The 22,428-nt window shown below is 69.0% G+C and carries 14 protein-coding genes and 1 pseudogene; 12 read left to right on the top strand and 3 right to left on the bottom strand.

The genetic code is table 11. The features are described from left to right. Window positions 1–86 precede the first annotated feature (86 nt). Complete coding sequence (locus ACNQFN_RS20780; protein WP_068635253.1) at window positions 87–1,478, bottom strand: GntP family permease; 1,392 nt, start codon at window positions 1,476–1,478, stop codon at window positions 87–89. A 148-nt stretch (window positions 1,479–1,626) separates the two neighbouring features. On the opposite strand from ACNQFN_RS20780, the gene ACNQFN_RS20775 reads away from it, so the two are divergent. From ACNQFN_RS20775 to ACNQFN_RS20740, 8 genes are all read left to right on the top strand, one after another. Next, on the top strand, window positions 1,627–2,526 hold the full coding sequence (locus ACNQFN_RS20775) for a LysR family transcriptional regulator (RefSeq protein ID WP_068635254.1): 900 nt from the start codon (window positions 1,627–1,629) through the stop codon (window positions 2,524–2,526). A 197-nt stretch (window positions 2,527–2,723) separates the two neighbouring features. Then, window positions 2,724–3,728 (top strand): helix-turn-helix transcriptional regulator, encoded by a 1,005-nt coding sequence (locus ACNQFN_RS20770; protein WP_068635255.1) that lies wholly within the window; start codon window positions 2,724–2,726, stop codon window positions 3,726–3,728. 173 nt (window positions 3,729–3,901) lie between these two features. After that, complete coding sequence (locus ACNQFN_RS20765) at window positions 3,902–5,989, top strand: TonB-dependent receptor domain-containing protein (RefSeq protein ID WP_068635268.1); 2,088 nt, start codon at window positions 3,902–3,904, stop codon at window positions 5,987–5,989. After that, window positions 5,989–7,131 (top strand): ABC transporter substrate-binding protein, encoded by a 1,143-nt coding sequence (locus ACNQFN_RS20760; protein ID WP_068635256.1) that lies wholly within the window; start codon window positions 5,989–5,991, stop codon window positions 7,129–7,131. Before ACNQFN_RS20765 ends, ACNQFN_RS20760 begins: the two co-directional genes overlap by 1 nt. Beyond that, window positions 7,128–8,210 carry a FecCD family ABC transporter permease gene (locus tag ACNQFN_RS20755; protein ID WP_418647435.1) on the top strand — a complete coding sequence of 361 codons (1,083 nt, stop codon included), beginning with the start codon at window positions 7,128–7,130 and terminating at the stop codon, window positions 8,208–8,210. The genes ACNQFN_RS20760 and ACNQFN_RS20755 overlap by 4 nt, the downstream gene beginning before the upstream one ends. Window positions 8,211–8,214: 4 nt before the next feature. Next, window positions 8,215–9,012 carry an ABC transporter ATP-binding protein gene (locus ACNQFN_RS20750; protein ID WP_068635257.1) on the top strand — a complete coding sequence of 266 codons (798 nt, stop codon included), beginning with the start codon at window positions 8,215–8,217 and terminating at the stop codon, window positions 9,010–9,012. Window positions 9,013–9,045: 33 nt separating this feature from the next. Continuing rightward, a complete protein-coding gene (locus ACNQFN_RS20745; RefSeq protein ID WP_418647434.1) occupies window positions 9,046–10,140 on the top strand; it encodes a DUF2218 domain-containing protein in 1,095 nt (364 codons plus the stop codon). A gap of 196 nt (window positions 10,141–10,336) precedes the next feature. Continuing rightward, entirely contained in the window at window positions 10,337–11,590 is a 1,254-nt protein-coding gene (locus ACNQFN_RS20740) for an MFS transporter (protein ID WP_418647433.1), read from the top strand. 122 nt (window positions 11,591–11,712) lie between these two features. On the opposite strand, the pseudogene ACNQFN_RS20735 reads toward ACNQFN_RS20740, so the two are convergent. Next, window positions 11,713–12,159 (bottom strand): annotated as a pseudogene (locus tag ACNQFN_RS20735) (aminotransferase class I/II-fold pyridoxal phosphate-dependent enzyme); the annotation flags it as partial. Here ACNQFN_RS20735 and ACNQFN_RS20730 point away from each other — a divergent pair. Further along, window positions 12,151–12,693, top strand: coding sequence for an ATP-binding protein (locus ACNQFN_RS20730; RefSeq protein WP_157659088.1), 543 nt, complete (start codon window positions 12,151–12,153; stop codon window positions 12,691–12,693). The pseudogene ACNQFN_RS20735 and the gene ACNQFN_RS20730 overlap by 9 nt on opposite strands. Here the strand turns inward: ACNQFN_RS20730 and ACNQFN_RS20725 are convergent. Then, window positions 12,680–13,777: an NAD(P)-dependent alcohol dehydrogenase gene (locus ACNQFN_RS20725; protein ID WP_068635262.1), complete on the bottom strand. Its 1,098-nt coding sequence runs from the start codon at window positions 13,775–13,777 to the stop codon at window positions 12,680–12,682. The two genes, ACNQFN_RS20730 and ACNQFN_RS20725, sit on opposite strands and share 14 nt — an antisense overlap. A 322-nt stretch (window positions 13,778–14,099) precedes the next feature. On the opposite strand from ACNQFN_RS20725, the gene ACNQFN_RS20720 reads away from it, so the two are divergent. The 3 genes from ACNQFN_RS20720 (at window position 14,100) to ACNQFN_RS20710 (ending at window position 22,382) form a co-directional block, all read left to right on the top strand. Continuing rightward, the gene (locus ACNQFN_RS20720; RefSeq protein WP_418647432.1) at window positions 14,100–16,082 is read left to right on the top strand and encodes a TonB-dependent receptor plug domain-containing protein; all 1,983 of its coding nucleotides are present in this window, start codon (window positions 14,100–14,102) and stop codon (window positions 16,080–16,082) included. A 151-nt stretch (window positions 16,083–16,233) separates the two neighbouring features. Beyond that, window positions 16,234–20,286, top strand: coding sequence for a cobaltochelatase subunit CobN (cobN, locus tag ACNQFN_RS20715; protein ID WP_418647431.1), 4,053 nt, complete (start codon window positions 16,234–16,236; stop codon window positions 20,284–20,286). Beyond that, window positions 20,283–22,382, top strand: a complete 2,100-nt coding sequence (locus ACNQFN_RS20710; protein ID WP_418647430.1) for a TonB-dependent receptor plug domain-containing protein — start codon at window positions 20,283–20,285, stop codon at window positions 22,380–22,382. The genes cobN and ACNQFN_RS20710 overlap by 4 nt, the downstream gene beginning before the upstream one ends. Window positions 22,383–22,428 lie beyond the last annotated feature (46 nt).

Genomic DNA, 22,428 nt, shown 5'->3' with positions numbered 1-22,428 from the left:
ATGACTTATTATTAGATTTGATATTTTGATTGCTAATATCCCGGGCCTTTGGAGCCAGCCCCCGGCGCAGCTGCGCGGGGGGCGCCTCAGACGATGCCGAATGTGTAGTACACGGCGATGACCAAGAAGGCCGCTATCGTCTTGATGATGGTGATGGCGAAAATGTCCTTGTAGGACTGGCGGTGGGTCAGGCCCGTCACCGCGAGCAGCGTGATGACGGCACCGTTGTGCGGCAGGGTGTCCATGCCGCCGGAAGCCATGGCGGATACCCGGTGCAGCACTTCCATCGGAATGCCCGCCGCCGTCGCGTTCTGGATGAAGGTGTCGGCCATGGCGGCGAGCGCAATGCTCATGCCGCCGGAGGCGGAGCCGGTGATGCCGGCCAGCGAGGTGATCGTCACCGCCTGGTTGATCAAGGGATCGGGAATCGCCTTGAGGCCTTCGGCCACCACCAGGAAGCCGGGCAGTCCGGCGATGACAGCGCCGAAACCGTATTCCGAGGCGGTATTCATCGTCGCCAGCAGCGAGCCGCCGATCGCCAACTGGGTGCCTTTGGCGAAGCGTCTGGCCACCGTCTTGAAGGCGAACACCATCACCGTCAGGATGCCCGCCAGCAGGGCCGCCTCCACCGCCCAGATGGCGACAACCTTGGAAACGTCGGTCGTTATCGATGTGGTGGCGCCCGCCAGGGTCATTTCGTGCATGTCGCCGTAGAAGCGCGGGATCAGGCTGGTGAAGACCTTGTTCATCACGCCGACCAGCACCAGCGGCAGCAGCGCGATCGCGGGGTGGGGCATGTTGTCGTGGTCGAAGGGCTCGGGCTCGTTCATCAGGCTGCTGCCGTAGCCTTCGCTGGCGGCCGCGGCGCGGCGGCGCTGCACTTCCAGATAGATCAGGCCGGTGATCAGGATGAACACCGCGCCGGTGACGCCCAGCCAGGGCGCGGACCAGGTGTCGGTCTTGAAGAAGGTGCTGGGAATGATGTTCTGTATCTGCGGCGAGCCGGGCAGCGCGTCCATCGTGAAGGTGAAGCCGCCCAGCGCGATCGTGCCCGGAATCAGGCGCTTGGGGATGTTGCTCTGGCGGAACATCTCGGCGGCGAAGGGATAGACGGCGAAGACGACGACGAACATCGACACGCCGCCGTAGGTCAGCAGCGCGCAGACCAGCACGATGGAGAGGATCGCCCGCTTCTGGCCGACGAGTCCGATCACCGTGGAGACGATCGATTTGGAAAAGCCCGACAACTCGATGACCTTGCCGAAAATGGCGCCCAGCAGGAAGACCGGGAAGTAGAGCTTGACGAAGCCCACCATCTTTTCCATGAAGACGCTGGAGAACATCGGCGCCACCAGGGATGGATCGACCAGGAACACCGCGCCTAGCGCTGCGACCGGGGCAAACAGGATGACGCTGTAGCCGCGGTAGGCCACGAACATCAGGAAGGCAAGTGCCGCGATGACGATCAGCAGGCTCACGATATCTCCTCTTCTGGTTATGACGAAAGAAAATCCCCCCTTCATTGCGAAAGGGCGCAAGGGTGCAGCGCGAGGGATTTAAAACCGCCGAAAACCATCCGGTCCAATGAGTTATCATTGGATTAGTTATTTCGATTGCTAATATCAAATGGACTATTCGGGCCTACGGGCTTTCGTGATGACTGCCCAGGAGGGGAACCTGACGCGGGCGGCCGACCGGCTGTGCATCACCCAGCCGGCCCTGAGCCTGCAGCTCAAGAAGCTGCAGGGATCCCTCGGCCTGAGCCTGTTCGAACGCTTGCCGCGCGGCGTCCGCCTGACCCAGGCAGGCCGCCAGCTGTTGCCGGCGGCCGAGCGGGCGCTGGCGGCGGCTTCCGAGTTCCGTGCCGCGGCGGCCGACCTCAAGGGCAGCCTGATGGGCACGCTGCGCCTGGGCACCATCGTCGATCCGGAGTTCCTGCGCCTGGGGGTGTGCCTGCGCCTGCTTGCGGAGCGCCATCCCGGCGTGTCCTTCATGCTGAGCCACGGCATGTCGGGCGCGATGGCGCGGGAGGTGGAGGCGGGCAGCCTGGATGCCGCCTTCGCGATGGGCGCGCCGGGCCTGGAAGACTTGCGGGACCGCTTCCACGTCCTCGTGCTGACGGGTTTCATCTACCGCGTCGTCGCGCCGCCGAGCTGGGGCGGGCAGGTGCGGGGCAAGGGCTGGCGGGCGCTGGCCCAGCTGCCCTGGATCTGGACGCCGCCGGAGTCGGTGCATCACCGCCTGTTGAACCGTATCGCCGCGGCGGAGAATGTCGAGTTCAAGGTCGTGGCCCAGGTCGACCTGGAGCCTTCGATGATGGACCTGGTCAGGTCGGGCGTCGCGCTTTCGCTGGCGCGCGACAGCTTGGCTCTGCACGCTGCCCACGCCGACGGCGTGGTGATCGCCGACGCCGTCATGGTGCCGGCGGCGCTGGGCTTCATCTGCCGCAAGGACAGGGTCAAGGAGCCGCCGATCGTCGCCGCGATGGAAGCCGTCGCCGAAGCCTGGCGCGGCGACATGCGTTGAGCGGCAAAACCCCACTGCGCTTTTCGTAGCAAGGTGCCATGTCGCGTTGCGTGCGACAAGGAGGCCTGCGCCGGCTGCAATGCACGAAAAGCTTGCGCAGGCAGTCACGAAAGTAAATGATAATGGTCATCATTACTTGTTTCGGGAGCTGATCTCCGGGCTTTCCGCGAGTCTGGCTCATCTGACTGGAAGCATGGATGGCCTTGAATCAAACGATGGGCGCGGGAATCGCCCGTGATCTTTTGCTGCCGCCCGGCACGATGCGCGCCGGCGAGTTCTGCGCGGGCGACTACCATTTCGTCGGTGCGCGGATGGCGTCGGACGAACCGGTGCTCGCCGGCAGCATGTTCCGCCTGGGCGGCGGGCACGGGCTCGACGTGCATTGCACCCAGGTCTGCGATCTTCGCGACCTGCGCTCGCGGGTCTCGCTGGCCCCGGGGCTGCGTATCACGGTATTGCTGGCCGGCAATGTCGATGTGTCCTTCGGCGCGCAGCGCGTCGATCTGTCGGCGGGGCAGCGGCAAGCCGCAGCATGCGGCATGATGGTCGGCACCACGCGGCAGGAGACTTTCGAGCGCCGCTGGCAGCGGGGCAAGCTCGAGCGCAAGGTGAGCCTGTTCATGTCGTCCGAATGGCTGCAGCAGCAAGGGCTTGCCGATGCCGGGACGGACCCGCGCGTGCGCAGCTTTCTCGATCGCAATCTGGCGACACAGCCCTGGCGGCCGTCGCCGCGCGCCGTGGCGCTGGCCGAGCAGCTGATGCAGTTGACGGCCGGCCCGGCACCGCTGGGGCGCTTGCTGATCAACAGCCGGGCGGTCGAACTGGCCCATGAGGCGCTGGGCAGCCTGACGGCGCAGGCCGGCAATGCCGGACTGCGCCCGTGCCAGCACGAGCGCCTGGCCCGATTGCGCGATTTCCTCGCCAGCGATGCGGCGCTGGAGCTGAGCCTGGACGGGATCGCCCGCTGGGCGGGGCTCAGTGCCAGCGCGCTGCAACGCCATTTCCGCGCTGCCTATGGAACGTCGATCATCGAATTCCGGCGCGATGCGCGCCTGCACAAGGCGCGCATCGACCTGGAACAGCGCGGCTTGAGCGTGGCCCAGGCCGCCCATGTGGCGGGCTACAACAGCGCCGCCAATTTCGCCACGGCCTTCAAGCGCCGCTTCGGACTGTCGCCCAAGATGGTGCGGGCACGCATCTGAACGGCGCTGTGGCCTCAAAGCGCATCCGGCAAACATTCGTGCGTGTCCGGCAAACCACGGCAAGGCGATGGAATGCTGAAATGCCTGCCGAAGCACGCTCGGGTTCCGTGCGTGCCTGTCGCTCGCGCAGTGCGCGACTCCAGATCCTACCGAAGCCGAAGCTGCCCACGCCCATGAAACCCACCGCCGACATCCATTCCCATCGTTCCGTCCTGCCGCTTGCCCGCTGCATCCTGGCCGCCATTGCGGCAATGGCGGCCAGCGCTTCCGTCCATGCCCAGGAAGAGAGCATGCTGAGCGCGGTCGTCGTCTCCGCCGCCGGCAAGCAGCAAATGGTCAAGGACGCGCCGGCGTCGATTTCCGTGATCACCCGCGAGGAGCTCGACAAGCTGCCGGTCGGCAGCGCGGTCGAGGCCATCAACCGCCTGGAAGGCGTCAACGTCAATGGCGACAGCCCCAATTCCAGCGACATCTCGATCCGCGGCATGCCCGGCGAATACACCCTGATCCTGGTGGACGGCAAGCGGCAGGGCACGCGCGAGACCATGAACCGCGGCACCGGCGGTGTACAGGCCAACTTCCTGCCGCCGCTCGATGCGATCGAGCGCATCGAGGTGGTGCGCGGCCCGATGGGCACCTTGTACGGCGCCGACGCGATGGGCGGCGTGATCAACATCATCACCCGCAAGGTGCCGGCCGCGTGGCGCGGCTCGGTCACGCTGTCGGCGACCAAGCAGGAACATTCCGATCTCGGCGACAGCCGCCAGGCCGACTTCTGGGTGGGTGGGCCGATCAAGGCCGATGCGCTCGGCCTGCAGGTCTACGGCCAGTACGTGCGCCGCTACGAGGACGACATCTACTACCCCCTGCCTTTCGTCAGCGGCGCCCACGGCAGCCGCGACCGCTCGATCGGCGCCAAGCTCAGCGCAAAGCTGAGCGACAAGCAGGACCTGACCCTGGACGTGGGCACCGAGGACTTCAGCTACCTGCGCGAGCCGGGCCATTCCATCGCCGCGACCGCGGATGGCACCGAGACCCGCCACAGCCGCGACCACATCTCGCTGACGCACGAAGGGCGCTGGTCCTTCGGCACGTCCCGCGTGGTGCTCAGCCAGGAAGTGGGCAAGCAGAACGACTACACCAATGGCGCGCGCAACGTCGCCCGGCCGGAAGTGACCAACCGCGTGTTCGACGGCCAGCTGTCGCTGCCCTTCAGCCGCCACCTGCTGCGCCTCGGCGCCCAGTACCAGCTCAGCAGCGTCGAAGGCATCAGCCAGCAGGATTCCATCCCGGGTTTCCCGGCACCGAACGTGGACAAGGTAGACATCGATTCGTGGGCCTTGTCGGCGGAAGACGATTTCTTCTTCAGCGATCGCTTCACGCTGACGGCCGGCGTGCGTCTCGACCACCACGAACTCTACGGCTCGCACTGGTCGCCGCGGCTGTACGGGGTGTATCAGCTCGACGAGGCGTGGACCCTGCGCGGCGGCGTCGCCAGCGGCTTCAAGGCGCCGACGCTGCGCCAGAGCGTGGCGGGCTACTGCATGACCACCGGCGGCAACACGCCCAAGCGCGGCAATCTGTGCGGCAATCCGAACCTCGATCCGGAAACCAGCCTGACGCAGGAGTTCGGCGTGGCCTGGCAGTGGGCGCCGAGTTCCAGCCTCAGCGCGACGGTGTTCAACAACGACTTCAAGAACAAGGTCGCCAGCTACGACACCGGCGTGGACGATCCGCGCATGCCCTCGCGCAGCATCTACGTCTACGACAACATCGACAACGTCACCATCCGCGGCCTGGAAGTGGCGCTGAACTTTCCGCTCACCCGCACGCTGGGCTTCGACGGCAACTACACCTACGTGAAGTCCGAGCGCGAGGGCGGCGGCGAGTTCTCCTACGACAACAGCTCCCTCGACGGCAAGCCGCTGGACAAGACGCCCAGGCACATGCTGAAGGCCCAGCTCGACTGGACGCCCAATGATGCCTTCTCCGCCTGGCTGCGTGCCAACTACTACGGCAAGTCCTACTACGCCGGCTTCCGCAACGGCGCGACGAACGTGCGCGAGCGCCCGGCCTCGGCCACGCTGGACATCGGCGGGCAGTACGCCTTCAGCCCCACGCTGACGCTCAAGGCCGCGCTGCTCAACGTCACCGACCGCATGGTCGCGATCGACAACCGCACGCGCACCACCGGCCTCGACGGCAACTGGATGCAGGACGAGGGCCGCCGCCTGTGGGTGGCCTTGAACGCGGGCTTCTGATGGGCATGCGGCGCTTGTGCGGGGCCCTGCGTGCCGTTCTGGCCGGCCTGCTGTCCGCGCTGTCGCTGGGGGCGGCGGCGGAAGTGGCGGTGACCGACCAGGCCGGCCGCCGCGTGGTGCTGTCCCAGCCCGCGCAGCGCATCGTGCTGACCGACACCTCGGACTTCATCACCCTCGCCCTCATCGACGACCGTCCGGCGCAGCGCCTGGTGGCGTGGAACCGCTGGCGCCTGGATGCGGACACGCTGGGCGCGCTGCGCGAGGCCGATCCCGCTTTCGACGACATCCTGCAGCTCAGCGTCGACGACCCGAACAACTTCCCGCTCGAACGCGTCATCGCGCTGAAGCCCGACCTTGTCGTGCTGCATCCGCGTTTCATGGCCGTCGGGCGCCTGATTCGCCAACTGGAGGCGGCCGGCATCGGCGTGGTGGTTTTGCGCCTGACCCCCAGCTTCCGCAGCGAGCGGCCACTGGACGGCCTGCAGCAGCTCGGCGTGCTGATCGGCCGCAGCGAACAGACCGATGCCTACATGGCCTTCTTCCAGGAGCGCCTCGAGCGCATCCGCAGCCGCGCCGCGACCGTGCAGCGGCGCCCCGTGGTGCTGCTCGAGCCGCACGCGGGCAGTGCCGCCTGCTGCTCTTCGGTGGGAAGCGGCGAGAGCATCGGCGACCTCGTCACCATCGCCGGGGGGCGCCACATCGGCGAGGAAGTGCTGCCTGGCATGTTCGGCCAGCTGAGCCTGGAATACGTGCTCGATCAGGATCCGGAGGTCTATATCGGCGCGGGCGGCGCCTACCTCGCCGAGCGCGGCGGGCTGGTGCTCGGCGTGAATACCACGCCGGCCGCCGCGCAGGCCTCGCTGGGCCGGGTACTGCAGCGCAAGGGAATGTCCGGCATGCGCGCGGTCGAGGATGGGCGCACCCACGGCATCTGGTTTCCGCTCACCGGCGGCCTGAGCATCGTCGCGCTCGAAGCCGTCGCCAAATGGGTGCTGCCCGACTTGTATGCCGACATCGACCCGCAGGCGACGATGGACGAGATCAACAGCCGCTTCCTCGCCACGCCGCTGCGCGGCACCTTCTGGACCAACGGGCCGGGGCAGCCCGCCGGTTTCGTCGTTCCCGGCCGGAGCAATCGATGACGCGTGAGGCCTGTCATCCGGCCGTGGTGGTGTCGACAGCCGGGCTCGACACGCTGGACGAGTACCGCCGACTGATCTGGCGCCGCCGCGGCCTGGTGGCCTTGCTGCTGATTCTTGCACTGGCCAGCGCACTGACCGACTTCGTCAGCGGTCCATCCTCGCTCGGCGTGGTGGATGCGCTGCGCGGGCTGTTCGATGCCGGATCGCTGGGGCGCGGCCAGCGCGTGATCCTGTGGGAGGTACGGCTGCCGATCGCGGTGCTGGCGGTGCTGGTCGGCATGGCGCTGGCGCTCGCCGGGGTCGAGATGCAGACCATCCTCGGCAACCCGCTGGCCGAGCCGTTCACCCTTGGCGTGTCGTCGTCGGCGGCACTCGGCGCCGCGCTTGCGATCGTGCTCGGGGTGGGCGTTCCAGGCTTCGATCTGGCCTGGCTGGTGCCGGCCAATGCCTTCGTGTTTGCGCTCGGTGCCCTGCTGCTGCTGCAACTGCTCGCGCGCACCCACCAGGCCGGGCCGGAGACGCTGGTGCTGTTCGGCATCACCATCGGCTTTGCCGCCGGCGCGCTGCTGTCGCTGCTGCAGTTCGTTGCCAGCGAGGACGCGCTGCAGCAACTGGTGTTCTGGACCATGGGCAGCCTGGCGCGCGCCGACTGGACCAACGTCGGCCTGCTGACCGCCGTGCTGGTCGTGACGATGCCGTTCTCGTGGCGTGCCGCGCGCCGGCTCACCGCGCTGCGGCTGGGGGACGACCGCGCGCGCAGCTTCGGCATCAACGTCGACCGCCTGCGGCTGTGGGCGCTGGTGCGCGCCAGCCTGCTGGCGGCGACGGCGGTGGCGCTGGTCGGCACGATCGGCTTCGTCGGCCTGGTCGGGCCGCACATGGCGCGCCTGCTGGTCGGCGAGGACCACCGCTTCCTGCTGCCGGCCAGCGTGGTCTGCGGCGCGCTGCTGATGTCGCTGGCCTCGGTGATCAGCAAGACCCTGGTGCCCGGCGTGCTGATGCCGGTGGGCATCGCCACCTCGCTGGTCGGCCTGCCGGTGTTCCTGGTCCTGATCACCCGGCGCCACCGGCGCAGATGAGGCGATGAGCACCACGAATACCACGCCGGCGCTGGAAGTCCGGCACCTCACGGTGTCCTACCGCAACCGTCCGGTGCTCGGCGACCTGAGCCTGCCGCCGCTGCTGCCGGGCCAGTTGGTGGCCCTGGTCGGCCCCAATGCCACCGGCAAGTCCACCCTGCTGCGTGCACTCGCCCGGCTGGTGCCGGCCAGCGGCCAGGCACGCTGGGACGGTCAGGACCTGCTCGCCATGCCAGCGGCCGCGCTGGCGCGCACCATCGGCTACATGCCGCAGAGCCTGCCGGAAACCGCCGCGCTGAACGTGCTGGAAGTCACCCTGACGGCGATGCAGGCCCGCGCCCTGCCGGCGCGCGAGGAAGAGCTCGCGGCGATGGCGGTGCTCGAACGCCTGGGCATCGACGACCTCGCGATGCGGCGGCTCGATCAGCTTTCCGGCGGCCAGCGCCAGGTTGCCGCGCTGGCCCAGGCGATCGCGCGCGACTCTCCCATCCTGCTGCTCGACGAGCCCACCAGCGCGCTCGACCTGCGCCACCAGTGGCGGGTGATGGACACGGTGCGCCGGCTGGCCGACGGCGGCCACTTGGTGATCACGGTGCTGCACGACCTCGCCCTGGCGGCGCAGTGGGCCGACCACATCCTGGTGATACACCGGGGCCGTCTGCACGCCTGCGGCACGCCGCAGGCCGCGATCACGCCGGAGATGCTGCGCACCGTCTATGGCGTGGAAGCGCGCGTGCAGCACTGCGAGCGCGGACGCACGATGGTGCTGATCGATGGCCCGGCCGAGGCGCCGCCGGCCTGAATCCATTTCCCCCTCGACCGAGGAGTCTTCATCATGACCCAGCTTGTTGCGCAGGCGCAGGTGCGCCTGGCCGAAGCCGAACACACCCTGATGCGCCTGGGCGAACACATGCGCGAACACGGTTTCGAATTCCAGCGCGACGGCGCCGACTGGAAACTCGCCATCCACGGCGGCCTGATCCATATCCGCGTCGACGGCGAGCAACTCGACATCCGCGCCGAAGCCGCGACGATGGATGCACTGTACGACCTCAAGGCCGTGGTGGCGAGCCACCTGCTGGAGTTTTCTTCCCAGGCGGTCGAAATCCGCTGGTATGGCGACGGCAGCCAGTTGCGCGAGCCGCCGGCCTTCCGTGTGCTGCGGGTGATCGCCGCGCGCGACCTGACTGCGCGCATGCGCCGCATCACCCTTGCCGGCGAACGGCTCGAACGCTATGCCGGCCTGGGCAATCTGCATTGCAAGCTGCTGCTGCCGCAGCCGGGCAACACCGAGCCGGAATGGCCGACCCTGGATGCCAACGGCCTGCTGCGCATGCCGGAGGGCGACAAGCGGCTGGACATGCGCACCTATACCATCCGCGACATCGATCCGGCGGCGGGCACGCTGGAGATCGACATGGTGGTGCATGAACCTGCCGGCCCTGGCGGCAGTTGGGCGCAGCGCGCCCGCCCCGGCGACCGGGTCGGCATGCGCGGGCCGGGCGGCCTGGGCGCACGCGAGGCCGACTGGACTCTGCTCGCCGGCGATGAGACCGCGCTGCCGGCCATTGCACGCATTCTGGAGAACCTGCCGGCCGACGCACGTGGCGTGGCGCTGGTCGAAGTCCAGGACGCAAGCGACCGCCTGGCGCTGCGCGTGCCGGCCGGCATCGAACTGCGCTGGCTGCTGCGCGGCTCGCAGGCGCCGGGTACCACCACCCTGCTGCCAGATGCCGTGCGCGCCGTGGCCTGGCCGGAGTCCGGCACGCGGCTGTTCGTCTGGGCCGGCCTGGAGTTCGACGCCTTCCGCGCAGTACGTGCGTACGTGCGCAAGGAACGCGGCCTCACGCCGGCCGAACATCTGGTGGTGGCCTACTGGCGGCGCGGGCGCAGTGAAACCGAGTTCAAGAACGTGCCTGCCGATGACTGAACCGGCTTCTTTCGGCGCGGGCAGGGCGTCACGCACCTCGCCTGCGGGGGCCGCCTGTCCCGAGTCGGCGGGCGAGTCCTGTCCCGGGCCGGGTGGCAGCGCCCGGCCAGAAAAGCTCCGACCAGCAAAGATCCTGCCGGGTGGGACCCGGACTGCAAAGGCCCAGGCCAGCGGGCCGCGCCTGGCCCGATTCGTGGTGGACATCGGCCCGCTGCGGACCAACCCGGGCTTCCGCCTGCTGTACCTGGCGCGGACGGTGGCACTGATGGTGTACGGCATCAACGCCGTCGCCGTGGCCTGGCAGGTCCATGCGCTCACCCAGTCCTCGCTGCATGTGGCCCTGGTCGGCTTCTGCCTGGCCGGCGGGCAGCTTGCCGGACTGGTGTTCGGCGGCCGCCTGGCCGACCGGCACGACCGGCGCACGCTGATGGTCGGCAGCCGGATCGCCTATGTCGGCGTCGTCGGCCTGCTGCTGGGCAACACGCTGCTGCCGCAGGCCCACGTCGGCGCGATCTACCTGGCGGCGCTGGCCGGCGGCCTCAGCAGCGGCATCGGTGCGCCGGCGCTGATGGCGGTGCTGCCGTCGCTGGTGGCGCGCGGGCAGCTTGCCGCCGCCGGCGCCTTGAGCGCCATCGCCCTGCAGCTTGCCGCGCTGATCGGGCCGATCATGGCCGGGCTGCTGATCGCCGGTGCCGGGCTTGCAAGCTGCTACGCGGTGGTGATGGCAGCGTCGGCGATCACGCCGCTGCTGCTTGCGCGGCTGCCACGGCTGAATGCCGCCCGCGCGGCCGATGAGCCGCCCGGCAAAGGACAGGAGCAAGGGCACGGGGCGCTGGCGGAGTGGCGCGATGGCTTGCGTTTCATCCGCCGCAGCCCGGTGATCTCCGGCATGCTGCTGCTCGATCTGACCGCCAGCCTGCTGGCGATGCCCTTCGTGCTGCTGCCGCAGATTGCCAGCGAGACGCTGGGCGGCGATGCGGCGCTGGTCGGCGTGCTGCATGCGGCGCCGGCGCTGGGCGCGCTGGTGGCAGCGCTGTCATCCGGCTGGACGCGCACGCTGCGCCGTCCCGGCCGCGTGCTGGCAGCGACGGCGGTGCTGTGGGGGCTGGCGGTGGCCGCGGCCGGCCTCACCGGCAGCCTGTGGATGATGCTGGCCTGTCTGGCGCTGGCCGGCAGCGCCGATACCGTTGGCGACATCGTGCGCGGCGCGCTGCTGCAGCAGCACACGCCGGATGCGCTGCGCGGGCGCGTCTCGGCATGCTGGCTGCTGCAGTCGGCCTTGGGGCCGGCGCTCGGCGGCCTGCAGATGGGCTACGTCGCCAGGCGCTTCGCCGTGTCCACGGCCCTGCTGGCCGGCGGCTGCGCCTGTGTCGTCGGCAGCCTTGCCGCCTGGACTGTGGTGCGGGGGTGTTTTCGGGACGAAGGTGCGTCGGGCATCGACCGGAGGTGAGCGATGCCGCGCTGGCGGCGGACGACTGGATGGGGCATTCCGACTACCGGTCTTCGGCCGGGCAGCGAATCGATCTGCTTGTGCAAGGTATGCCTGAGCTTGCGCAGATGCGCGTCGTATCCGCCGGTGCGGAGGAATTCGGCGATCGCAGCCTGCGGGTAGATGGCCGTTCCCAACGTCGAGCTGTATTTCATCGATGCGATTGCCGAGGACCAGCGCCCGCCCGCCACCCAGCCGACGCGGATGCCGGGGGCAAGTGTCTTGGAAAAGCTGCTGCACAGGATGACCTTGTCGCTGAATGCGCGCAACGGCCTGGGGCGGATGGCATCGAAATGGGTGTCGCCGTAGATGTCATCCTCGATCAAGGCGACATCGTATCGTTCCGCCAGCGCCACCAGCTTCGATTTGTCCTCCATCGACAGCGTGATGCCCGTCGGATTGTTGATGTTTGCAATGCTGATGACCGCACGAAGCTGCCCGGCCTTGAGTGCGAGCTCGAGCTGTGCGAGGTCCGTGCCACGCTCGGAGGCGGGAAGTTCCAGCGCGCGCAAGCCGAGGCTGTGGAGCATCTGCAGGATGACGAAATACGTCGGGGACTCCACCGCGATTACTTCACCAGCGCTTCGATCCGCTTGTTGATCTTCTCCGACCGCATCGAGATCATCAGCCCAGGCCATTTGCCCGACAGCTTGAGCACTGAGCAAATCCGTCGAGGGAAATCGAATCGGCGCAATCCTACCCTCACCGATCACGCTGTGAACATCCTGCCGTATCGTGGTATCGGCACCGGCATCCCACGCGTTCTGGAAGATTGGCCGGAGACGTGCTTGGTGAATGACGCGGCTGGCAACGAGTTCAAGGCGGTGATCCCGAGACCCACGCCGGCGACCCCGCAAGTTACCCCGCAAGTTGGGATGCTGCTGGCTCGAATCGAGGGCGAAATGACCCGGCAGGCGCTGGTGGGTACAGGTCTGCCGCCCGTCGGCGGTGTGGGTCTGAACGCGGACTGTGGGCCGAGCCGCATCCGGCAGAAAAAACGCCCGACCCTGTCGGGCCGGGCGCTTGCCGCTGCAACTGCAACACGGGCGGTCAGGAAGGCTTGATCGCGACCTTCAGCACGCCGTCCCTCTGGTTGGCGAACAGCTCGTAGGCGGCGACGATGTCGTCGAGCTTGTACTGGTGGGTGACGAGCACGCCGAGGTCGAGGCGGTCGGCGGCGAGCACGTTCATCAGCCGGCGCATGCGCTCCTTGCCGCCGGGGCACAGCGCGGTGCGGATGGTGTGGTCGCCGAGGCCGGCGGCGAAGTGGGCCATCGGGATCTTCAGGTCTTCCGAATACACCCCCAGGCTGGACAGCGTGCCGCCCGGCTTCAGCACTTTCAGCGACTGCTCCCAGGTGGCCTGGGTACCCAGCGCCTCGATGGAGCTGTCGGCGCCGCGGCCGCCGGTGAGCTTCATCACCTCATCCACCACGTCGCAGTTGCGGAAGTTCAGCGTCACGTCGGCGCCCATCACCTTGGCGATGCCCAGGCGGTGGTCGTTGCCGTCCACTGCGATGATGGTGGTCGCGCCCAGCAGGCGCGCGCCGGCGGTGGCGCACAGGCCGATCGGGCCCTGGGCGAACACCACCACGGTGTCGCCGAGCTTGATGTTGGCGTTCTCGGCGCCCTTGAAGCCGGTGGACATGATGTCCGGGCACATCAGCACCTGCTCGTCACTGAGGCCGTCGGGAATCGGCGCGAGGTTGGCCTGGGCGTCGGGCACCAGCACGTATTCGGCCTGGGTGCCGTCGATCATGTTGCCGAAGCGCCAGCCAGCGGTGGCCTTGTGGCCGTGGGCGCCGCACTGCCCGCTCGGGATCAGGTAGCTGCCATCCTGCGACGGCGCGCCGTCCTGCGCGGCATAGCTGTTGAAGTTCGGGCAGATCGCGCCGGCGATCACGCGCTGGCCTTCGGTATAGCCCTGCACCGCGCTGCCGAGCTTTTCGATCACGCCCACCGGCTCGTGGCCGATCGTCAGGCCGGGCTTCACCGGGTATTCGCCCTTGAGGATGTGTACGTCGGTTCCGCAGATCGTGGTGGTGGTGATGCGGACCAGGGCGTCGTTCGGCCCGATGTCGGGAATGGGCTTGTCCACCAGTTCGATGCGGCCAGGGGCTACGAAAACGGTTGCTTTCATCATCGTCATGAGACTTCCTCCTGGAGTGTGCCGTAAAGCTCTTTCAGTGTAGGCCAGATCGTCGGTGGGCCTCTTCCGCGGGTCTTGATCCAGGTCAATGGAAGCCTGTTTTGTCGGTGCTGAATTGATCTCGATCAAACGAGAATGATTGTCATTTATTGGTATAATCCTGCCGTTCCGTGCGATGCCTGCCAGATGCGGTGTGGCACACGGGCAGCCGCTTGGCCGCGTGATCCGCTCCCGGCCATGCGCGTGCCTTTCGATCCGATGTTCAGCAAGCAACCGACGCCCGCGCGGCTAGGCAGCCAGCCAGATTCCGATGGAGATACCCATGCTGAAGCTGTTGTCTGCCCGTGCGTCCGGGCGTGGTGATGGAATGAAGGTGCCGCTTCGACCGGCGCCGCTGTATGGCGCGCTGCTGGCCCTTGCCGGACTGGCGCCTGCGGCCGCGCTGGCGGTCGAGGACGGCCAGCGCCTGAGCGAGGTCGTGGTCACCGCCACCCAGCGCGAGCAGGCCATCCGCGACGTGCCGGCCGCCGCCTCGGTGGTGTCGCGCGAGGACATCCGCGTCAGCGGTGCTGACAACGTGCTCGGCGCGATCCGCGAGACCCCCGGCGTCGGCTTGCTCGGCCGCAGCGTCGGCGGGCGCAAGACCATGTCGCTGCGCGGCATGGACGGCAAGCACACGCTCTACCTGGTCAACGGCCTGCGCGTGATCTCCACCGACGACTGGGTGGGGCACTCCGACTACCAGTACGACTGGGCGCCGGTCGACGACGTCGAGCGCATCGAGGTGGTGCGCGGGCCGATGTCGGTGCTGTACGGCTCGGACGCGCTCGGCGGCGTGGTCAACACCATCACCCGCCGTCCCGCCGACCACTGGCAGGGCAGCGTGCGCCTGTCCGGCAGCGATGCCCGCGGCGCCGGCGGGGGCGATGCGGTGGGCGGCGGTGTCCATCTGTCCGGCCCGCTCGGCGACAGCTTGCGCATCGGCCTGTCGGCGACCCATCTCGACCGCGACCCGCTGAAGCTGAAGGAAAACCGCCGGCTGTCCGAAATCGAGGGCACCGAGCTGGATGCCGGCCATCTGCTGCTGTCGTGGGCGCCGCTGGCCGGCCACATCCTCGACCTGGAGCACCGCGTCGCCGACGAGGAGCGCACCCGCCAGCAGATCAGCAGCGGCACCTACTACAGGGATACCTACGACATCGAGCGCACCCAGTCCATCGCCACCTGGAAAGGCGACTGGGGCGAGGTCGACAGCCAGTTGCGGGTATGGGAGTCGGACTTCTCGGTGAAGAGCCGGCGCACCAACGGCGTGGCGCCGACGCGGCCGCAGAGCATGGAAGAGCGCGGTGTCGATGGCCGCGTCGGCTTCGGCATCGGCAGCGCCCAGCACCTGACGATCGGCTTCGACGCGCGCAAGGAAGAGATGAAGAACGCCGGCCTTGCCGGGGGCAAGGACGACGCCACGCACAAGGCGCTGTACCTGCAGGACGAGATCGGCCTGTCGGACTCGGTGATGCTGACGCTCGGCGTGCGCCACGACCGCCACAGCATTTTCGGCGGCGAGACGAGTCCGCGCGCCTACCTGGTGTGGCACGTCGATGAGCGCTGGACCGTGCGCGGCGGCTACGGCGAAGGCTTCCGCGCGCCCACGCTGAAGCAGATCTCGCCCAACTACGAAGGCCACGAAGGGCCGCACTCCTTCTACGGCAACGCCGACATCAAGCCGGAGACCAGCCGCTCGGTCGAACTCGGCGTGGCCTACGCCCACGGCGGCCTCGAATGGGAAGCCACGGTGTTCCACAACGACGTCAAGGACCTGATCACCACGCGCCTGCTGCGCATCACGCCGCCCTCCGGCGGGCTGCCGATCCCGCGCCGCCACTATCTGTACGACAACGTTGTCGAAGCACGCATCATCGGCGTCGAAACGGCAGCGAAATGGCAGCTCGGAGGTGGCTTCTACCTCGGCGGCAACGCGCAGTGGCTCGATACCAAGGACAAGGAGACCGGCGACGAGCTCAATGGCCGCTCCCGCATCCTGCTCAATGCCCGCGCGGGCTGGAAGCAAGGGCCGTGGGATGCCGCGCTGCGCGCCGAGCACATCGGCCGCCAGCATCTCGATGGCGACCGGGCGCCGTCCTACAATCTGCTGCATGCCAGCGCCGGTTACCGCATCAACGAGCACCTGGGCGTCAGTCTCGGTGTGGACAACCTGACCGACGTCCGCCTGGTGGATAAATCCGACGCCTTCAGCTATTCCGAAACGCCGCGCACGCTGCGCGTGTCGCTGCACGGTTCGTTCTGAGCCTGCCATCCCGCCGGCGGACGCGCGCTGAGCCGTTCGCCGGTTTTGCCTTGTTTACGACTCCTGCCAGCCCATGACTCCGGAATCCTCCCAATTTCCTGCAGAACAGCCGAACCCGCCCACGGGGACTCCCCGCCGCCGCGCGTTGCTGGTGTTCGTTGCCGTGCTGTTGATTGCCGTCGTGGCGCTGTTCGCTCTGCGTGCCGCCACCGGCGCACCGCGGGTGGCGGTGGTGAGCAGCGATTTCGTCCTCGCCGGCAAATTCACCGCGCTGGGCGAGATCGGCAAGGCTGCCGGCGTCGACGTGGATGCGCTCAACATCGACCGCGATGACGACACCCGTATCGGCGCCGCGCTGGGAGAGGCCGATCTCGTGCTGATCGACGCGCCGCGCGAGGAAGACGGCCGCCGCCTGCTCGAGCGCATGGGGCCGCTGCTCGAACAGGCGGGGGTGCCCTGGCTGCTGTCGTCGGCACGCGGGCCGCAGGCCGGCGGCGGCCTCGACCCCGCCCACGGCCAGAGCTTGCACGACTATTACCGCAACGGCGGCCAGCGCAACTTCGCCGGCCTGTTCGCCTGGGTGCGCCATCACCTGGCAGGCGAGCGTGGTGTCGAGGTGCCCGCGCCGTCGATCTACCCGGAAGCCGGCTTCTATCATCCGGACCACCCGGATCTGGTGGTCGCCAACCTGGCGGCCTACCGTGCCTGGCTGGGCGCGGAGCGCGCCGGGCGCGGGCCGGCGGTCGGCATCGCCATCCATCGCGCCTACATCGGCAACCTCGGCATGGCCCATGTGGACGAACTGGTGCGCCGGCTGGAAGCGCGCGGCGCGCTGCCGCTGGTGTATTTCCACCCGACCACCGCGGGCGCCGGCGCGCTCGATCTGCTGTACGGCGAGGATGGCAAGCCGGTGGTGGATCTCATCGTCAACCTGCAGGTGATGTACCAGGGCAGCCGGCGCGAGGACTATCTGCGCCTCGGCGTGCCGGTGCTGCAGGCCCTGACCTGGCGCGGCGGAGATGCCGACGACTGGCGCGCGGACCCGGTCGGCGTGCCGACCAGCGGCGTGCCCTTCTACCTGGCGATTCCGGAGTTTGCGGGGCTCACCGACCCGCTGATGGTCGCCGCGATCGAGGACGGCGATGCGGTGTTGATCCCCGAGCAGGCCGACGCGCTGGTGGACAAGGTGTTCAAGCTGATCCGCCTGCGCGCCAAGGCCAACGCCGACAAGCGCGTCGCGCTGATGTTCTACAACTATCCGGAAGGCGAGAAGAACCTGTCGGCCTCGTTCATGAACGTGCCGCGCAGCCTGGCGCTGCTGACGGAGACGCTGCGCGGCGCCGGCTATGCGGTCGAGCCGCTGGACGAGCAGGGCATGGTCGATGCCGCCGCCGACATGCTGGCACCGTTCTATCGTGCCGATGCGGTGCGCCGCCTCGACGAGCTGGTGGCGCGCAATCTGGCTGCGCGCCTGCCGCTGGCCGACTACCTCGCCTGGTACGAGGCCCTGCCGGCGTCGGTGCGCAGCCGCATCGAAGCGCACTGGGGCGTGCCGGCCGACGATCCGATGCTGATCGGCGCCGCAGGCGAGCGCGCTTTCGCCATCCCGCGCCTGCAACTGGGCAATCTCGCCATCCTGCCGCAGCCGCCGCGCGGCCGCGCCGGCGAACCGGCGGAAAAGGCCATCTACCACGACACCCGGGTGCCGCTGACCCATTTCTATCTCGCTGCCTATCTGTACGCCCGCGCGCAGTTCGACGCCGACGCGCTGATCCACTTCGGCACCCACGGCAGCCAGGAATGGACGCCGGGCAAGGAGCGCGGGCTGTCGATCCACGACGACCCCTATCTCACGCTCGGCGACACGCCGATCGTCTACCCCTACATCGTCGACAACATCGGCGAGGCCACCCAGGCCAAGCGCCGCGGGCGGGCGACCGTCATCAGCCACCAGACGCCGTCCTTCGCCCCCGCCGGCCTGCACGAAAAGCTGATGCCGCTGCACGACCTGCTGCACGAGTACGGCCTGCTCGACGACGGCGCGGTGAAGGAGCGCACCATTGCCGCGATCGTCGACGAAGCCGCGCGGCTGAACCTGATCGAGGACATCGGCTGGACCGCCGAGCGCGCCCGCGCCGACTTCGTGCCCTTCGAGCGCGAATTGCACGACTGGCTGCACGCGCTGGCGCAGACCGCCCAGCCGCTCGGCCTGCACACCTTCGGTCAGGCGCCGCAGGCCGAACACCGCCTGAGCACGGTGATGCAGATGCTGGGCGAGCGCCTGTACGGCAAGCTCGGCCTGGACGACCCCAAGGAACTGTTCGTCGACGACTTCCGCAAGCTCGCCGAGACGCCGCCCTACCGCCTGCTCGCCGGCCATCTGCTGGAAGCGGCGGCAAAGGCCGGCGCTGCGCCGGCTGGTGCCGGATCTGGTGCTGCTGCTTCGGCCGATCAGCCTGCGGCGGCGGGAGACGGGGAAGCCCCTGCCGTAGCTGTTGACGCCGGGGCGGCCCGTGCCGCGGCGACCGATGCCGGGAAGACTGCTGCCGTACCGGCCGGCTCCGCAGATCCTGAACTCGCCGAGCTGCTGACCGAGGCGCGCGGCCATTTCGATGCGCTGTCGGCCGCCGGCGAGCACGTCGGCCTGCTGGCGGCGCTGGATGGGCGCTTCATCGACACCCATTACGGCGGCGACCCGGTGCGCAACCCGGAGAGCCTGCCCACCGGGCGCAACCTGTACGGCTTCGATCCCTCGCGCCTGCCCACCGAGCAAGCTTATGCCGCCGGCGCCGAAGCCTTCGCCCAGCTGCTCGCCGCGCACCGCGCCCAGCACGGCAGCGAGCTGCGCAAGGTGGCGTTCTCGCTGTGGTCGGTGGAGGCAATGCGCCACCTCGGCGTGCTCGAAGCGCAGGCCTTCCACGCCCTCGGCGTCAAGCCGGTATGGGACCGCTTCGGCCGCATCAGCGACATCGAAGTGATCCCGCGCGCCGAGCTCGGCCGTCCGCGGGTGGACGTGGTGCTGTCCGCCACCGGCCTGTACCGCGACCATTTCCCCAACGTGATGCTGCACCTGGCGCGCGCGGTGGAACGCGTCGCCGAATTGGACGAGCCGGACAATGCGGTGCGGAGCAACACCCTGGCGCTGGAAAAGCGCCTGCTGGAGCAGGGTTTCTCCGCCGAGGACGCGCGCGAACACGCGCTGACCCGGATCTTCTCCGGCGAAAGCGGCAGCTACGGCACCGGGCTGGAAGACGCCGCGCTGGCCACCGACACCTGGGAGGACGAAGGCAAGCTCGCCGAGCTCTACCTGCAGCGCATGCAGTACGCCTTCGGCCCCACCGAGTCGCGCTGGGGCAGCAAGCCGGCGCAGATCAACCTCTACGCCGAGCAACTGCGCGAGGTCGAGGCGGCGGTGCTGGCGCGCTCGTCCAACCTGTACGGCATGCTCACCACCGACGACCCCTTCCAGTACCTGGGCGGCATCGGCCTGGCGGTGCGCCATCTCGGCGGCAAGAGCCCCGAGCTGTACATCAGCAACCTGCGCGACGCCGACAGCAGCAAGGTGGAATCCGCCGCGCGCTTCCTCGCCGGCGAACTGCGCTCGCGCTATTTCCATCCGCAGTGGATCGGCGCCATGCAGCAGGAAGGCCATGCCGGCACGATGAATGTGGTCGACACCGTCAACAACTTCTGGGGCTGGACCGCGGTGGCGCCCGAGATCGTCCGCGACGACCAGTGGCAGGGCTTCTTCGACGTCTATATCGACGACTCGCTCGACATGAAGATGGACGAGTGGTTCGAGCAGCACAACCCGACCGCCAAGGCGCAGATCGCCGAGCGCATGCTGGAAGCGGCGCGCAAGGAGTACTGGCAGACCGACGAGCAGACCCTGCGCAAGCTGGTGGAGGTGTACCAGGACGCCATCGAGCGCCTCGACTACCAGCCTGCCAGCAGCATGGTCGGCGACTACGTGCAGACGCTGGCCGTGGGCTTCGGCCTCGAGTCCGCCGGCGAGCCGGCGCAGGGCGAGGCTGCCGGTGCCGCCGCGCCCGAGCAGGTCACCGGCCAGGTGCTGGAGCAGGTCCAGGCCGAGCAGGGCGCCGCGCCCGCGCCCTGGTTCGAACTGCTGCTCGCCGCGCTGACCCTGCTCGCCTTCCTGGGCGGCATGCTGCGCCAGTGGCGTGTCCGGCCGTTGGCGCCATGAGGCCAGCCGCTGCCATCGCATGCAGGACCGCCGCCGGTGCGGCTGCCTGCACGCTGGCCCTGGCCGGCTGGGCGGTGGAGCCCGACGCCACGCTGCTGCCCGAAGTCGGCGTCAGCGCCACTTTCGACGCCCTGACCGAACAGCGCCTCGCCCCCGGCGTGAAGCTGGTCATCGACACGGACGAAATCCGCAGCCTGGGCGGCCTGTCGGTGGCCGAGGTGTTGCGCAAATTGCCCGGCCTGGAGCGCGCCGGCCACGGCGCGGACTCTGCCGCTGCCGGCGCCCGTGGGGTGGCGCGCGACGCGGTGCTGATCCTGGTCAATGGCGAACGCCCCACCGCCAGCGGCCGCCATGCGCTGACCCTGGTCGGCCGCCTGCCGGCCGGCGAACTGGAGCGCATCGAACTGCTGCGCGGCAGCTCGGCCGAATTCGGCGCCACGGCGGAAATCGTCGTCAACCTGGTCATGAAGGCGCCGGTGAGCCAGCGCAGCGCCTCGCTGCGCGTGGTCGGCGGCCAGCGCGGCGACGAGCCCAACGCCCAGCTCACCGCCAGCCTCGGCGGCGGGGAGGGCGGCTTCAGCTGGCTGCTGCCGGTCACCGTGAACCGCCACCGCATGCCGGTCGACAGCCGGCAGTGGCGCATGCTGCCGGCCGCGTGGTCCGCCGAAGCGCTGTCCGGCCATTACAGTGTCGATGAGCTGATCTTGTCGCCGCGGCTGTCGTGGAAAGCCGGCGACACCCGCCTGAGCCTGTGGCCGAGCTATTACCGCAACGATGGCCTGCGCCGGCAGACGGCCGAGCGCGGCGGGGCCGGCGAGCCCCTGGCGGCCGCCCGCCACGACCGCGAACGCAGCGCCTTTCGCATCGCTCGGCTGCGCGCCGACGGCGAAACCCGCGTCGGTGCGGACGGCAAGCTCAGCACCCGGCTGGCGCTGATGGACGGCGAGCGCGACACCCGCACCCGGCGCACCGGGCCGCTGTCGCCGGCCTGGTCCGAAGCCCTCGACCGCCACGAACGCGAATTCACCGGCTCGCTGCGGCTGGACCAGGCGCTGGCCGAGACCCACCTGCTGTCGCTGGCGCTGGAGGGCGCGGCCTTTTCCCGCCATGACCGGCAGGCGCTGGATGCCGCGAACCACCGCCATGTGGTGCGCGAGCGCAATGCCGCGCTGTGGCTGCAGGACGAATGGACGCTGAGCGAGGCGCTCACGCTGACCGCCGGCCTGCGCCTGGAAGCCGCCCGCCAGCATGCCGGCAGCGGCTGGCACGGCGAACGGGCGGCGTCGCCCTCGCTCGCACTGCGCTGGCAGGCGGCCGAGGCCTGGGTGCTGCGCGCCTCGGCCGGCACCGGCCTGCGCGTGCCCAAGCTGGACGAGATCACGCCGCTGGTCACGCGCAGTACCGAGTACAACACCCCGCTGGAAGCCGACGTCGGCGGCAATCCCGATCTCTCGGCCGAGCGCGTGCTGCGCGTGGAGTTCGGTGTCGAACGCTATCTCGCTGGCGAGAAGAGTGTGCTCGGCATGAACCTGTATGCGCGCCGTACGCGCGACTTCATCGAGCGCCGCAGCGCGCTGGAGGCCGGACGCTGGGTGGAGCGCCCGTACAACGCCGGCGACGCCCGCCACTGGGGCGTGGAACTGAGCGCCAGGCTCGACGCTGCGCTGCTTGCCAGGGCGCTGGACGGCGGCAGCCTGCGCGCCACGCTGACCCTGCCGCACGCAAGGGTGGATGACGCGCGCCTGGGCATCCGCCGCATCGCCAACGACACCCCGCGCCATCTCTTCAGCCTGAGCTACGAGCACGCGCCGGCGGGCGCGGCCACCCGCTTCGGCTTCCAGCTCAAGCACAGCGGCCCGGCGCGCACCCGCCTGGGCGACGAGCGCATCGCCCGCATCCGCAGCGGCTCCCGGCTGGACGCCCATGTCACCCGCCAGATCGCCCGCGGCGTCGATCTGCGCCTGTCGGTGGACAACGTGCTCGGCGCCGACGAGCGCCAGCACCGCCATGCGCGCCATGGCGCGGAAAGCTGGCGCCTGGACGGGCGCGACGGTGGCGAACGCACCTGGCTGCTGGCGCTGGAAGGCAAATGGTAGGGCGCAGCCCCAGCTCTCCTCGGACGGCACTTCGACCGGGAGGCCG

This window comes from Thauera butanivorans, from assembly GCF_048398245.1.
Taxonomy (GTDB): Bacteria; Pseudomonadota; Gammaproteobacteria; order Burkholderiales; family Rhodocyclaceae; genus Thauera; species Thauera butanivorans.
Note: the sequence above shows the minus strand (reverse complement) of the source record. Positions and strands in the feature narration are given on the sequence as shown.

Bases quoted from the DNA above. Each gene is read 5' to 3' on its own strand.
- ACNQFN_RS20775 (WP_068635254.1), top strand. From the start codon at position 1,627: ATGGACTATTCGGGCCTACGGGCTTTCGTGATGACTGCCCAGGAGGGG.
- ACNQFN_RS20770 (WP_068635255.1), top strand. From the start codon at position 2,724: ATGGCCTTGAATCAAACGATGGGCGCGGGAATCGCCCGTGATCTTTTG.
- ACNQFN_RS20765 (WP_068635268.1), top strand. From the start codon at position 3,902: ATGAAACCCACCGCCGACATCCATTCCCATCGTTCCGTCCTGCCGCTT.
- ACNQFN_RS20760 (WP_068635256.1), top strand. From the start codon at position 5,989: ATGGGCATGCGGCGCTTGTGCGGGGCCCTGCGTGCCGTTCTGGCCGGC.
- ACNQFN_RS20755 (WP_418647435.1), top strand. From the start codon at position 7,128: ATGACGCGTGAGGCCTGTCATCCGGCCGTGGTGGTGTCGACAGCCGGG.
- ACNQFN_RS20750 (WP_068635257.1), top strand. From the start codon at position 8,215: ATGAGCACCACGAATACCACGCCGGCGCTGGAAGTCCGGCACCTCACG.
- ACNQFN_RS20745 (WP_418647434.1), top strand. From the start codon at position 9,046: ATGACCCAGCTTGTTGCGCAGGCGCAGGTGCGCCTGGCCGAAGCCGAA.
- ACNQFN_RS20725 (WP_068635262.1), bottom strand. From the start codon at position 13,777: ATGACGATGATGAAAGCAACCGTTTTCGTAGCCCCTGGCCGCATCGAA.
- ACNQFN_RS20720 (WP_418647432.1), top strand. From the start codon at position 14,100: ATGCTGAAGCTGTTGTCTGCCCGTGCGTCCGGGCGTGGTGATGGAATG.
- ACNQFN_RS20710 (WP_418647430.1), top strand. From the start codon at position 20,283: ATGAGGCCAGCCGCTGCCATCGCATGCAGGACCGCCGCCGGTGCGGCT.